At 72.0% G+C, this 12,900-nt stretch carries 13 protein-coding genes and 1 pseudogene; 7 read left to right on the top strand and 7 right to left on the bottom strand.

The window, feature by feature from the left end; translation table 11 throughout:
• Nucleotides 1-169 precede the first annotated feature (169 nt).
• On the top strand, nt 170-817 hold the full coding sequence (locus ACZ3YL_RS25105) for a TetR/AcrR family transcriptional regulator (protein WP_188307547.1): 648 nt from the start codon (nt 170-172) through the stop codon (nt 815-817).
• Nucleotides 818-827: 10 nt separating this feature from the next.
• Complete coding sequence (locus ACZ3YL_RS25100) at nt 828-1,562, top strand: tyrosine-protein phosphatase (RefSeq protein WP_465659924.1); 735 nt, start codon at nt 828-830, stop codon at nt 1,560-1,562.
• A 241-nt stretch (nt 1,563-1,803) separates the two neighbouring features.
• Here the strand turns inward: ACZ3YL_RS25100 and ACZ3YL_RS25095 are convergent, their stop codons facing one another.
• A complete protein-coding gene (locus ACZ3YL_RS25095; protein WP_465659923.1) occupies nt 1,804-2,736 on the bottom strand; it encodes a pentapeptide repeat-containing protein in 933 nt (310 codons plus the stop codon).
• A gap of 136 nt (nt 2,737-2,872) precedes the next feature.
• Here ACZ3YL_RS25095 and ACZ3YL_RS25090 point away from each other — a divergent pair, with 136 nt between their 5' ends.
• Nucleotides 2,873-3,541, top strand: a complete 669-nt coding sequence (locus ACZ3YL_RS25090; protein ID WP_465659922.1) for a GNAT family N-acetyltransferase — start codon at nt 2,873-2,875, stop codon at nt 3,539-3,541.
• A 71-nt stretch (nt 3,542-3,612) separates the two neighbouring features.
• On the opposite strand, the gene ACZ3YL_RS25085 is transcribed toward ACZ3YL_RS25090, so the two are convergent.
• Together ACZ3YL_RS25085 and ACZ3YL_RS25080 are read right to left on the bottom strand one after the other, a co-directional pair.
• Nucleotides 3,613-4,401, bottom strand: coding sequence for an SGNH/GDSL hydrolase family protein (locus ACZ3YL_RS25085; RefSeq protein ID WP_317621534.1), 789 nt, complete (start codon nt 4,399-4,401; stop codon nt 3,613-3,615).
• Nucleotides 4,402-4,673: 272 nt separating this feature from the next.
• Nucleotides 4,674-5,036: pseudogene (locus ACZ3YL_RS25080) on the bottom strand (winged helix-turn-helix transcriptional regulator); the annotation flags it as partial.
• Nucleotides 5,037-5,133: 97 nt separating this feature from the next.
• Between ACZ3YL_RS25080 and ACZ3YL_RS25075 the strand changes: the two are divergent.
• Both ACZ3YL_RS25075 and ACZ3YL_RS25070 read left to right on the top strand, forming a co-directional pair.
• A complete protein-coding gene (locus ACZ3YL_RS25075) occupies nt 5,134-6,345 on the top strand; it encodes a pyridoxal phosphate-dependent aminotransferase (RefSeq protein ID WP_188310139.1) in 1,212 nt (403 codons plus the stop codon).
• A 79-nt stretch (nt 6,346-6,424) separates the two neighbouring features.
• The gene (locus ACZ3YL_RS25070; protein WP_188310138.1) at nt 6,425-6,757 is read left to right on the top strand and encodes a YnfA family protein; all 333 of its coding nucleotides are present in this window, start codon (nt 6,425-6,427) and stop codon (nt 6,755-6,757) included.
• A gap of 75 nt (nt 6,758-6,832) precedes the next feature.
• On the opposite strand, the gene ACZ3YL_RS25065 is transcribed toward ACZ3YL_RS25070, so the two are convergent.
• The 3 genes from ACZ3YL_RS25065 to ACZ3YL_RS25055 all read right to left on the bottom strand — a co-directional run bounded on the left by ACZ3YL_RS25065 (nt 6,833) and on the right by ACZ3YL_RS25055 (nt 9,535).
• The gene (locus tag ACZ3YL_RS25065; RefSeq protein WP_188310137.1) at nt 6,833-8,500 is read right to left on the bottom strand and encodes a purple acid phosphatase family protein; all 1,668 of its coding nucleotides are present in this window, start codon (nt 8,498-8,500) and stop codon (nt 6,833-6,835) included.
• A 255-nt stretch (nt 8,501-8,755) separates the two neighbouring features.
• Nucleotides 8,756-9,010, bottom strand: a complete 255-nt coding sequence (locus ACZ3YL_RS25060; RefSeq protein WP_188310136.1) for a hypothetical protein — start codon at nt 9,008-9,010, stop codon at nt 8,756-8,758.
• Between the two features lie 108 nt (nt 9,011-9,118).
• Nucleotides 9,119-9,535 carry a (2Fe-2S) ferredoxin domain-containing protein gene (locus tag ACZ3YL_RS25055; RefSeq protein ID WP_188310135.1) on the bottom strand — a complete coding sequence of 139 codons (417 nt, stop codon included), beginning with the start codon at nt 9,533-9,535 and terminating at the stop codon, nt 9,119-9,121.
• Between the two features lie 163 nt (nt 9,536-9,698).
• On the opposite strand from ACZ3YL_RS25055, the gene lepB reads away from it, so the two are divergent.
• Together lepB and ACZ3YL_RS25045 are read left to right on the top strand one after the other, a co-directional pair.
• Nucleotides 9,699-10,436 carry a signal peptidase I gene (gene lepB / locus ACZ3YL_RS25050; protein WP_465659921.1) on the top strand — a complete coding sequence of 246 codons (738 nt, stop codon included), beginning with the start codon at nt 9,699-9,701 and terminating at the stop codon, nt 10,434-10,436.
• Nucleotides 10,437-10,645: 209 nt separating this feature from the next.
• A complete protein-coding gene (locus ACZ3YL_RS25045; protein WP_188310133.1) occupies nt 10,646-11,584 on the top strand; it encodes an SGNH/GDSL hydrolase family protein in 939 nt (312 codons plus the stop codon).
• Between the two features lie 174 nt (nt 11,585-11,758).
• Here ACZ3YL_RS25045 and nicT read toward each other — a convergent pair whose 3' ends face one another.
• Nucleotides 11,759-12,895, bottom strand: a complete 1,137-nt coding sequence (nicT, locus tag ACZ3YL_RS25040; protein ID WP_188310132.1) for a Nickel transporter NicT — start codon at nt 12,893-12,895, stop codon at nt 11,759-11,761.
• Between the last annotated feature and the right edge of the window lie 5 nt (nt 12,896-12,900).

Raw genomic sequence — 12,900 nt, 5'->3', positions numbered from 1 at the left:
AAGCGAGGTGGGCGCATGAGCGAGCGCAGCGAGCGAATCGGCGGAAGGTGCGCGTCCCGGTCATCGGCTGCCGAGCGAAGCGAGGTGGGCGCATGAGCGAGCGCAGCGAGCGAATCGGCGGAAGGTGCGCGTCCCGGTCATCGGCTGCCGAGCGAAGCGAGGTGGGCGCATGACCGGTCTACGGGAGCGCAAGAAGGAACGGACGCGCCAGGCCATCTCCGAGGCGGCCATCGCGCTCTTCCTGGAGCACGGCTTCGACCAGGTCCCGGTGGCCGACGTCGCGGCCGCCGCCGAGGTCTCCAAGCCCACCCTGTTCAGCTACTTCGCCAGCAAGGAGGACCTGGTCGTCCACCGCTTCGCCGACCACCAGGAGCAGGCGGCGGACGTGGTCCGGGGCCGGGCCGACGGCGAGAGCGTCCTCGACGCCCTGCGCCGGGACTTCCTGGACGGCCTCGCCCGGCGCGACCCGGTCACCGGCCTCAACGACCACCCCCAGGTGCTGGCCTTCACCGCGCTGGTCTACGGCACCCCCAGCCTGGCCGCCCGGGTCGGCGCCTACGTGGCCCGCGCCGAGCAGTCCCTCGCCGAGGCGCTGCGCGAAGCCCCCGACCTCGCCCCGCCCCGCGAACTCACCGCCCCGCTGCTCGCCGCCCAGGTCACCGCCACCCAGCGGGTCCTCGCCCTGCACAACTGGCACCGCATCCACGACGACGGCCGCACCGCCGACGACCTCCACCCCGAGGCCGTCACCGCCGCCGACCGCGCCTTCGACCTGCTCGCCGGGGGCTACGGCGGAAGGCTCGGCACCACTGGCTAGAGTGCCGCGCATGACAACGCGTCACATCGAGTTCGAGGCCCTGCACAACTTCCGCGACCTGGGCGGCTACCCGGCCCTCGGCGGCCGGAGCGTCCGCTGGGGCCTGCTCCACCGCTCCGACTCGCTCGGCAAACTCACCTCCGCCGCCGACCTGGAACGCCTCCGGGCCCTCGGTGTGCGGACCGTGATCGACCTGCGCTACGACTGGGAGATCGCCGCCAAGGGCCGGGTGCCCCACGTCGACGGCCTGGAGTACCACAACCTCTCGATCGAGCACCGCCCGTACGACCAGGCCTCGATCGACCCCGCGCTCGACCCCTGGCGCTACCTCGCCGACCGCTTCGCCGAGGTCGCCGAGGACGGCGTGGAGGAGATCCGCCGGACCCTGGACGTGATCATCGACGCCGAGGCCCCGGTGGTCTTCCACTGCGCGTCCGGCAAGGACCGCACCGGCCTGATCGCCGCCCTGGTGCTCACCCTGCTCGGGGTCTCCGAGGACGACATCGCCGCCGACTTCGCCCTCACCGAACGCGCCACCCCGCACCTCATCGCCGACTGGCACGCCGCCCACCCCGGCCGGACCCTCGGCTGGCCCGGCTATGGCCGCGCCCCGGAGGCCGTCATCCGTCTCGCCCTGGCCGACCTCGCCGCCCGCCACGGCTCCGTCGAGGCCTACCTCACCGGCCCGGTCGGGCTCGACCGCGCCCGGATCGACGCCCTGCGGGCCCGGCTGCTCACGGACTGAACCGGCGCCGCCGGCGCTCTCAGCTGACGCTCGGTCAACGTCCAGGAAGGAAAGGGAGCTCACTCGAAAACAGGTTGACGCAAACATGCCATCCGCCGCTGTCGCACCCCCCCCGCTGCCAGGATCGGGCCACTACCCACACGAACCAACGGGAGAGACCCATGAAGATGCGACGCCTGGCACCCGGAACCGTGCCGACCAGAACGCCCCGAGCGGAGCTGCGATCGCGGCCGGGGCGCGCCTACCGTCGGCGCGGCCGGCCTGAGCGGCCGCCGGCCTGCGGGCGGGGGCCGCCGGGCTTGCGCGGGGGCTTCGCGGCAGCCGTGGCCGGGGCGGTGGTGGGCCAGTGGGTGGGGCGGGTGAGGGCGGCGGGGAGGCGGGTGGTGGCGTCGCCGCGGGCGGCGTTGAGCTGGGCCTGGGTGAGGAAGAGGGCGGTGGTGAGGTCGGCGCCGGCCAGGTTGGCGTCGCGGAGGTCGGCGCCGATGAGGTCGGCGAGGCGCAGGTCGGCGCCGGAGAGGTCGGCGGCGACGAGGAGGGCGCCGCGCAGGTTGGCGCCCTGGAGGTCGGCGCCACGCAGGCGGGCGCCGAAGAGGTCGGCGCCGCGGTGTTCGCGGCGCCGGGGGACGGCGGCGCGGACGAGTTCGCCGGCGCGCAGCAGGAGGTCGCTGATCCGCCGGCGGTGGGCCGGGACATCGACGGCGAGGATCTCCTCGGGGGTGCCGCCGGCGAGGCGGTCGGTCTCCTCCAGGGCCTGCCGCAGTTCGGGGTGAACGGGGCGGGCGGGGGCGAAGGTGAGCGCCTCGGTGAGGTACCAGAGCAGTTCGTGGAGCTGCCGGACGATCGGGAAGACGTCGAACATCGGCTTGGCGCCGGCGGGTTCCTCACGCCAGCTGACCCCGCCGAAGGTGACCCGGGAGACCCGCTGTCCGGCCCCGAAGCAGTCGTAGACGGTGCAGCCCTGGAAGCCGCTGTCGCGGAGCCGGGCGTGGATGCCGCAGCTGAAGTCGGTCTGCAGGTTGCGGCAGGGGGTGCCCGCGGCCTTGTCGACGGCGAAGTCGGCGCCGGCGGCGAACGGCAGGGCGGCGCAGCAGAGTCCGAAGCAGCTGCCGCAGTCGGACTGGAGCGGGGTCGGCGCGGCCGCCGTGGGGTCCTGCGGCGACTCGGTCTCGCTCACGTCCGGGGTCCTTCCAGGGGCTGGGCGCCGGTGGAGTCCGGCGGGTCGAACTCATCAAGATTACTGGGCGGGCCGACCCTCCTACAGGTAAGGTATGAAGGCGATAAGAGACCATTACCCGCGGGGGATTCGCGCCATGTCGCAGTCGAACATCACCGAGCTGGTCCGGATGTGGATCAGCGGCTGGACCGTCTCCCGGGGCGCCGCCGACCCGGTGGAGCAGCCCTGGGGCTGGACCATCGACGTCGGCGCGCCGACCGGCGAGGTCGGGCGGCACGTGCTGCCCGAGCCGACCGAGGAGGAGGTCCGCAAGCTCGCCGAGGCGACCACCGCGCCGACCACCTGGCTGAAGCTGTTCGCCGAGGACGAGACCGTTCGGCCCTGGCTGGGCCCGCGGTGGCGGCTGGACCGGCCGGGCTTCCTGATGACCGCCCCGCTCACCCCCGAGAAGCCCGAGCGGCCGGCCGGCTACACCCTGACCACCTGGACCAGGGGCGGCGTGCTGCGCGCCCTGGTGCGCAGCGAGGACGGGCACCTCGCCGCCCGCGGCCAGGCGGGCCTGGCCGGCGCGGTGGCCGTACCGGACCAGATCGTCACCGCGCCCGAGCACCGCCGCCGGGGCCTGGGCTCCGTGGTGATGGGGGCCCTGCGGTCCGGGGCGTACGAGGCGGGCGCCCGTACCGGCGTGCTGGTCGGCACCGCGGCCGGCCAGGGGCTCTACACGGCGCTCGGCTGGACCACCCACGCCCCGATGGCGAGCCTGGTCCTGGAGGCGGAGAGCCCCGGGCCGAGCTGGCTCGACTAGGACCTCGGACTCAAACGTCGGACATCGGACGTCGGACTCGAACCTCGAACCCAGAACCTCGGACCTCGGGCTCAGCGGTACGGCAGCAGCTCCGGCCGCTTCGGCGGCCGGCCGTCGCCGGAGGAGCGGCCGGTGAGGCGGCGGCCGATCCACGGGCCGAGGTGGGTGCCCAGCCAGCGGGCGTCGGAGCGCAGCTTCTCGGCGCGGCCGGGCGGGGCGGCGGCGGGCAGCGGGGCGCGCCAGTCGAAGGCGGCGGGGCGGCCGAGTGCCTCCAGGACTCCTTCGGCGACCCGGCGGTGGCCCTCGGGCGAGAGGTGCAGGCGGTCCTCGGCCCAGAGCCGGCGGTCGTCGAAGCAGGGTGCGGAGAAGAGGTCGACGACGGCGACGCCGTCCTGCTGTCCGAGTTCCTGGACGAAGGCCTTCATCCGCAGGATGGCGGGCAGCAGCCGACTGCCGCCCGCCATCCTGCGGGTGGGGTCGGTGCTGGTGAACAGGACGACGGTGGCGCCGGTGGCGCGCAGCTCCTCGGCGCAGCGGCCGAGCAGCCGCTCGACCCGGTCGATGTCGCAGCCGGGGCGCAGGACGTCGTTGAGGCCGCCGGCCAGGGTGACGAGTTCGGCGCCCATCGCGGCCGCGGTGGCGAGCTGCTCGTCGTGGATCTGGCCGATGAGCTTGCCGCGGACGGCGAGGTTGGCGTACCGGAAGTCGTCGGCCTCGCCGGCGAGCGCGGCGGCGACCCGGTCGGCCCAGCCTCGGTAGTGGCCGTCGGGATGGAGGTCGTCGCACATGCCCTCGGTGAAGGAGTCCCCGATGGCGACGTAGCTGGTGTAGCTGGTGTAGCTGCGGCTGGTGGTGGGCACGGGCTGCCTCCGCTCTCCTGAGATGGCTCCGCGGTCCGACGATCGTACGCGTGCACTTACCAACCAGTGCGACGGGGGCCCGGCCGCTCATTCGGCGTCCATTGTGCGTTTATCGCGCTGCGCCATCCTGGGTCCACGGGGCGGCGGCCGGCGACGGGGGCCTTGCCGCCGCCCCTTCACCGGACCCCTTCACCGGACCCCTTCGTCGGACCCGTCGCCCCGCCTGCGGTGCGTTCACGCCCGAGGTGCGTTCACCCCGCGACGGTCGCGCTCGGAGCCGTGAACCAGTGCTCGCGCACCGCGTCGGTGGGCCGCTGTTCGCCGAGGACGCCGAGCCCCCACTCCCCCAGGGCCTCGATCACCGGCCGCAGTTCGCGGCCGCGCTCGGTGAGCTCGTACACCGTGGCGTTGGCCGGCCGTTCCAGTCGGCGCCGTTCCGCGAGCCCTTCGCCCTCCAGCTGCTTGAGCCGGGCGGCGAGGATGTCGGTGGAGACGCCGGGCAGGTCGGCGTGCAGGTCGGTGTAGCGGCGGGGGCCGCGCAGGAGTTCACGGACGATCAGGAGGCTCCAGCGCTCCCCCACCGCGTCCAGGGCGCGGGCGACGGCGCAGTACTGGTCGTAGCTTCGGCGTGACATGTGGATCAGCATAGCCAAGAGGTTGGACTTTCCAAGTGCCAGCTTGGTAGAACAAAGCAGAAGCAACGGAGCGGTGGTGACGGTCGGGAGGCCGCAGATGGAGTTTCGACAGTCCAGCAAGCTCAATGACGTGTGCTACGAGATCCGGGGCCCGGTGGTCGACCAGGCCAACGCCCTGGAGGAGGCCGGGCACAGCGTGCTGCGGCTGAATACCGGCAACCCGGCTCCGTTCGGCTTCGAGGCGCCCGAGGAGATCATCCAGGACATCATCCGCAACCTGCCCTCGGCGCACGGCTACAGCGACTCGCGCGGCATCCTGCCGGCCCGTCGCGCGGTGGTGCAGTACTACCAGCAGCGTGGTGTGGAGGGCGTCGGCGTCAATGACGTCTACCTCGGCAACGGCGTCTCCGAGCTGATCCAGATGGCGATCACCGCGCTGGTGGACGACGGCGACGAGGTGCTCGTCCCGATGCCGGACTACCCGCTGTGGACGGCCTCCGTCCGGCTGGCCGGCGGCAAGGCCGTGCACTACCTCTGCGACGAGCAGGCCGAGTGGTACCCGGACCTGGACGACATCGCCGCCAAGATCACCGCCCGCACCAAGGCGATCGTCGTCATCAACCCCAACAACCCCACCGGCGCGGTCTACCCGAAGGAACTGCTGGAGGGCATCCTCGACCTCGCCCGCCGCCACCAGCTGATGGTGCTGGCCGACGAGATCTACGACAAGATCCTCTACGACGGCACCGAGCACCACTGCCTGGCCGCGCTCGCCGAGGACGTGCTCACCCTCACCTTCAACGGCCTCTCCAAGGCCTACCGGGTGGCCGGCTTCCGCAGCGGCTGGCTGGTCGTCTCCGGCCCCAAGCAGCACGCCACCGACTACCTGGAGGGCCTGACCATGCTCTCCGGCATGCGGCTGTGCCCCAACGTGCCCGCGCAGTACGCCGTCCAGGCCGCGCTGGGCGGCCACCAGTCCATCAACGACCTCGTCCTGCCGAGCGGCCGGCTCACCGAGCAGCGCGACATCGCGGTCAAGGCGCTCAACGAGATCCCCGGCGTCAGCTGCGTCAAGCCCAAGGGCGCCTTGTACGCCTTCGCCCGGCTGGACCCGGCTGTGCACCGGATCGTCGACGACGAGCAGTTCGTGCTGGACCTGCTGCTGCGCGAGAAGATCCACGTCGTCCAGGGCACCGGCTTCAACTGGCCCCGCCCGGACCACTTCCGCTTCGTCACCCTGCCGCGCGCCGACGACCTGGAGACGGCGATCAACCGGATCGGACGCTTCCTGGCGACGTACCGGCAGTAGCGACGTACCGGCAGCAGCGATGTACCGGAAGCAGCGGCAGCAGCGGCAGCAGCGGCGGCAGCACGTACGCTGACCAGCCATGACCACCCTGCGTTCCATCGCCCTGTTCGCCGTCGCCGCACTCGCCGAGATCGGCGGCTGCTGGCTGGTCTGGCAGAGCGTGCGGGAGCAACGGCCGTGGTGGCTGGCCGGGTTGGGCGTGGTGGCGCTGGGCGCGTACGGCTTCGTCGCGGCGCTGCAGCCGAACGCCGACTTCGGCCGGGTGCTGGCCGCCTACGGCGGGGTGTTCGTGGCCGGCTCGCTGCTGTGGGGCGTGGTCGTGGACGGCTTCCGGCCGACCCGCTACGACGTGCTGGGCGCGCTGGTCTGCCTGGCCGGGGTCGGCGTGATCATGTACGGGCCCCGGCGCTGAACGCACCGGGGAACAGGCCCCGGCTCCGAGGTTCGCAGGACCTCGGAGCCGGGGCACCGTCACGGCCGCGGAGCCCTACCAGCCCCAGCCGCCGCCCTGCCCGTCGTCGTCGCTGCCGGAGTCCCAGCCCTCGCCGACCTTGCGCAGGATCGTGTAGTTGTCGATCTGGCTGCCGTTCTCGGCCAGCGCGGTGACCTTCATGACCGACTTCTGGCCCAGGTGGGCCGGGGTGACGTCGACCTTGATGAAGGAGTAGCCGGTGTAGCGCACCCGCGACCACTGGATGGTCTCGGGGGTCTTCACCCGGCCCTTGCTCCAGTAGTAGGTGGTGACCTCGTCCTGGTGGTTCTCGTGCCCCTCGTAGGTGTCCGGCACGTCGAACTTGTACAGGCTGCGGCCGGCCGCGCCCGCGGTCACGTAGACCACGCCGTCCTTCGCCGGCTCGATGGTGGCGCCGCTCGGCACCTGCTTCGAGACCTTGTTGCCGAGGATGGCGTCGGTGCGCTCGTAGATGTGGTTGTGGCCGTTGATGACCAGGTCCACCCGGTACTTCTCGAACAGCGGCACCCAGGCTTCACGGACGCCGCCCTCGGAGGCGTGGGCGACGGTGGTGGAGAAGGCGCAGTGGTGGAAGAAGACCACGACGAAATCGACGGTCTCGTCGCTCCGCAGATCCTTGAGGGTGCGCTCCAGCCACGTGGTCTGCCTGTTGGCCGAGACGCCCAGGTTGGCCGGGATCTCGTAGGAGACGTCGTTGGCGTCCAGCGAGATGACGCCGACGTTCTTGTAGCGGAAGGTGTAGACGCCGGGGACCTTGCGCGGGTCCGGGCCGTTGTCCGGCAGGAAGAAGCGGGCGTTCTCGCCGCCGTAGCCGTTGGGCGAGTACCAGGCCTCGACGTCGTGGTTGCCGTAGGCGACCATCCACGGGATGTCGGCGGCGACGGTCTCGGTCTGGACCAGGAAGTCGTCCCAGGTCTTCGCGTTGAAGACGGACTTGTCCGGGTCAGTGCCGGAGCCCGCCGGGTCGGCGTAGCAGATGTCGCCGGCGTGCAGGTGGAAGGCCGGCTTCTGGGCCTTGATGACGTTGTCGTTGCCGGCCGCGTGGGCGCTGACGCCCTGGTCCCCGAAGGCGGTGAAGGTGAACGGCTCGTACACCTTGCCCCAGCGGTGGTCGCGGGAGGGCGCGGTGCGGAAGGTGTGCAGGGTGGAGATCTGCTGCTGCGAGGCGGGGTCGAAGCCCTCGTGGCCGACGCCGTAGTAGTAGGTGGTGTCGGGCTGGAGGTCCTCCAGCGCCACGTGCAGGTAGTACTGGTCCACCGGCTGGCTGTTCGGGGTCAGCGCCGGGGTGTGCAGGGCGCGGACCTCGGCCTGGATCTTGTGGCTCAGCTCCCACGGGTGCCGGCCGAAGCGCAGGAACGGCTTCTTGACCGGCGCCGGGACCTGCCAGGAGATGCGGAACTGGGTGTCCGGCTCGGCGCCGAACTGGAGGTGACGCCCGATCGGCGCGACCAGCGAGCCGTCGATGCCGGCCGTCGTGGCGCCGGTCAGCAGCTGGGGTCCGGCCGGCGCGGCGAAGGCCGGTGCACTGCCCAGTGCACCGCCGACGGCGACGGCGCCCACGGTCACCGCGCCGGCGCGCAGCATGCGGCGGCGGGAGAAACGGGCCCGCAGGTACTCGTGCTGCTCGGCCGTGCTCATGCGGTCGGCAAGCTTGGCCGGCACGCCCATGTTGGGGATATCCATGCGCGGGACTCTGTCAGCGGTGCGTTGACCGCACGCGGACTTCCGGTGAACGGGCCTCAGCGCGCGCCCCAATCGGACACCAACGTTGGACCATGGCCAGGCAAAGAGCATGTCCCCATCGAAGTGATGCCGGATCATGACCCGGGCCTGCGGCGCGGACCGAGCAGGGCGCGCGCCGGGCGGCACGGGTGCCGGACGGAACGGGTGCCGGACGGAACGGGTGCCGGACGGAACGGGTGCCGGACGGAACGGGCGTCAGCCGGACGGTTCGTCCCAGAGGTTCGCGGACCGGTTGCCGGTGCCGTCGCAGGTGCGGCAGATCTCGTCCCGGTAGGGCTGCTTGGCGCCGGTCGCGTCCACCCGGTAGCGGACGTACACCCCGGTGCCGTCGCAGAGGAAGCAGTTGCCGCCCCCGCCGCCCACCTCGGTGGTGCCGGTGCCCTGGCAGGTGCGGCAGTTGAGGCCGGCGGTGCGGCCGGTGCCCGCGCAGATACGGCAGACCGTCGTCATCGTCTTCCTCCCTTTGCGCGGAACCGCTCGATGCCACCGGTCATGGTAGTGGCCTGGCCCCGAAGCCGTCCCGGAGCATGGATCTGACGGCCCGTCAGTGGTATCCGGTCACTCCGGCAGGCCTTCGCGGACCCGGCGGGAGACCGAGATCAGCTGGAGGTCGAGCAGTCCGGGCGGATCGGCGAGGCCGGGCCCGCCCGCCCGTACCCAGGCGGCTATGTCGTCGATCATCTCGTCCATCAGCACGAAGCCGAGCCAGACCGGACGCCCGCCCGCCGCCCGCCCCTCGCTGGACGGGCCGACCACCACCACGTTGGACTGGGTGCACACGTCCAGGCACGTGACCGCACGGACCCGGCCCGCCGAGCCGACCGCCGTCCGCAGCCGCTCGTACTGCCCCGCGTGGTCCACCCCCGGGTGCTTCGCCTCGGTGCCGCAGCAGCAGCCCCGGCAGACGGTGACGGTCACCGGGGAACCCGCGCCCCGCTTGCCCTCGCGGTCACGGTCACGGTCTCGGCGGCTCATCCGCTCTGGTCCCCCTCCTGGTCGGCGGCCCCGGTCGACGGCACGCTCTGCACCGGAACTGTACCTGTCAGGCCGCAGGCCCCCGAGGGCCGCCCGAGTCGCCTGAAATAGGATCCGGCCGACGGTCCGACCGACGAGCGGCCGAGGAAAGAGGAACGGGCGGATGCCGAAGCGAAGGGCCCGGGGCCTGTGGTTCGCGGTGGCCGTGGCGGTGTTCGGCCTGCTGTGCGGCACGCTCGGACTCTCGGTGGTCCTCACCGGCGGCTACTCCGTCCACCGCATGGACGGCACGGCGATGGCACCGGACCTCCGGCCGGGCGACCGGATGCTCGCCGACGAGGTCGCGGCCTCGGACGTCCGACGCGGCGAGATCCACATCGTCGACTCCCCCTGGGGCCTGCCCGGCTCCCCCGTCTTCCGGGTGATGGCCCTCGGCGGCCAGCGCATCGCCTGCGCCGACGGGCGGCTCAGCCTGGACGGGAAGCCGCTGGACGAGCCGGCCGCCCGCCGGGCCGGCACCTGCACCCGCGACTTCGACGTCACCGTCCCGCCCGGGCGGGCCTTCCTGATGGGCGACCACCGCGACACCGCGGTCGACTCCCGGCAGCACGTGGACGACGGGCAGCAGGGCACGGTCGACCTCGCCCTGCTGACCGGCAACCGGGTGGTCTGGCACTCCGGCAGCGACTCCCCCACCCTGCCCGGCAAGCTGATCGGCGCGGCGTTCCTGATGGTCCTGGGGGCCCTGGTGACCGTGACCGGTCTGCTCGCCGCGGTCGTCCTGGTCTCCTTCGCCGCCGCCCGCAGCCGATCCGCGAACGCCGCCGAGCGGTCCGCGCACGGCCCCGCCGAGTCCACGGACAGCCCCGCCGAGTGGTCCACGGACGGCTCCGCCGAGTGAACCGAATTCCGCCCCCGCACGTATCGGCGTCATTTCCGAAACGCAGTGGAGCGGAATTCGAAATGTCACCCAGTGCCATCTGACGGGATTTCCGGAAATCCCGCCGTAACCATGGACGGCGACGAAACCTGGCAGTAACTTACCTGCGAGTAGCTGTGGCCCGGCTCAGCACAACCCCCACCCGTCGTTTCTCTCCCCCAGGAGGAACCGTGCTCCGCCCTGCCCGGAATTCCCGGCGACTCCGCAATTCCAGCGCCCTCGCCGCCGTCGCCGTCGGCGCCGCCCTCGCGCTCACCTCCACCACCGCCCAGGCGGCCACCCCCGCCCCGAAGCACTACGTGGCCCTCGGCGACTCCTACGCCGCCGGCGCCGGGGTGCCCGGCCAGTCGGCCGGCCTGTGCCTGCGCTCCGACCACAACTACGGCCACCTGGTCGCCGCCTCGCTCGGGGCCGGCGGCTACACCGACGTCACCTGCGCCGCCGCCAAGGTCAAGGCCATGACGCAGCCGCAGTACGACGCCTTCATCCGGGTCAACGACCCCCAGCTGGACTCGGTGAGCGCCGACACCGACCTGGTCACCCTCGGGATCGGCGGCAACGACCTCGCGACCAGCGACCTCGGCCTCGGCGAACTGGTCGCCACCTGCATCGCGGGCGCCGCCGTCAACCCGCTCGGCACCCCCTGCAAGGACGTCTACCACCACGGCTACTGGGACTGGAGCAGCTGGTCCTGGCAGTACGGCAACGACGACCTGGCCGAGCGGATCAACACCACCATCGCCCCGCAGATCGCCACCACCCTGCGGCAGATCCACACCAAGGCGCCCAAGGCCAAGGTGCTGCTGGTCGGTTACCCGTCCGTGCTGCCCGCCGACGGCTCGACCTGCGTCCTGCGCCAGCCGGTGACCCCGGGCGACGTCGAGTACATGCACGGCGTGCTCGACAAGCTGAACGCCGCCCTCAAGTCCACCGCGGCCGCCAACGGCGCCACCTACGTGGACACCGCGACACCCACCCGCGGGCACGACGTCTGCTCGGACGACCGCTGGATCGAGGGCGCCCTGCCCGGCTCGCCCGCCGTGCCGTTCCACCCCAACGCGACCGGCGAGAAGGTGATGGCGGACGCGGTGCTCGCCGCGCTGCGGTAGGGCGCCGGGAAGCGGCACAGCGGGCCGACGCGACAGCGGGCCGACGCGATGGCGCTGCACAACGCGGCAAAGCGCCGCAACGCTGTCGTGGCATCGCAACGCGGCAACGCCCCGGAAAGCCCCGAGGGGTCGGTGACCAGACCCCGGTCACCGGCCCCTCGGTCTTCCCCGCGACTACTCGGACTCGGCCGCGGAACCGGCCGCCAGCCCCGCCGACCACTTCTCCTCGACCCGGCCGAACTTCCAGAACGCGATCGCCCCGACCCAGGTCAGCACGAACAGCCCGACGATCGCGTAACCGACGAAGTTGAGGTCCAGGCCGCCGACCCAGGCGATCGGCCCACTGGTGATGTCCAGTTTCTCGCCGAGCAGGCCGACCAGCTCGACCAGGCCGATGACCAGCGCCACCAGCACCGACAGACCGGTGACGGTCAGGTTGTAGTAGATCTTGCGGACCGGCTTGGAGAACGCCCACTCGTACGCGAAGTTCATGAACGAGCCGTCGATGGTGTCCAGCAGGCTCATCCCCGCGGCGAACAGGATCGGCAGCGTCAGCAGCGCATACCAGGGCAGGGAGAAGGCCGCCGCGCCGCCCGCCAGCACCAGCAGGGACACCTCGGTGGCGGTGTCGAAGCCCAGGCCGAACAGCAGGCCGACCGGGTACATGTGCCAGGGCTTGGTGACCGCCCGGGTGACCTTGCCGAGGATCCGGTTCATCAGCCCGCGCCGCTCCAACTGGCGCTCCAGCTCGGCCTCGTCGTACTCACCGTGACGCATCCGGCGGAACACCTTGAGGATGCCGTTGAAGGCGCCCAGGTTGATCAGGCCGAGCAGCAGCAGGAACGAACCGGAGACGGTCGTACCGATCAGGCCGGTCATCTTGTGCAGGGTCGAGTCGTCCGCCTGGACCTGGTCGGCGAGCGTGCGGATGCCGAAGGCCAGCAGCGCGCAGAGGCCGAAGACGACCGAGGAGTGCCCGAGCGAGAACCAGAAGCCGACCGACAGCGGCCGCTTGCCCTGGCCCATCAGCTTGCGGGTGGTGTTGTCGATCGCCGCGATGTGGTCCGCGTCGAAGGCGTGCCGCATCCCGAGGGTGTAGGCGGTCAGACCCATGCCCGCGCCGAAGACCTGGCCGCCGACGTCGTAGTGCTCGGGCGCGACCAGCGCGAGCAGCGTGAACCAGCCGATGACGTGCAGCGCGAGGATGAAGCCGCCCATCCCGGCCAGCCGGATCCACTCCTCACGGGTGAGCCGGTCGCGCCATCTGACGGCTGGGGCACCTGCCGGGGCACCTGGGGCGGCGCTGGGCATCGTGT

The organism is Kitasatospora sp. NPDC023176 (assembly GCF_055560495.1).
This window is presented reverse-complemented; position numbering and strand designations above follow the sequence as displayed.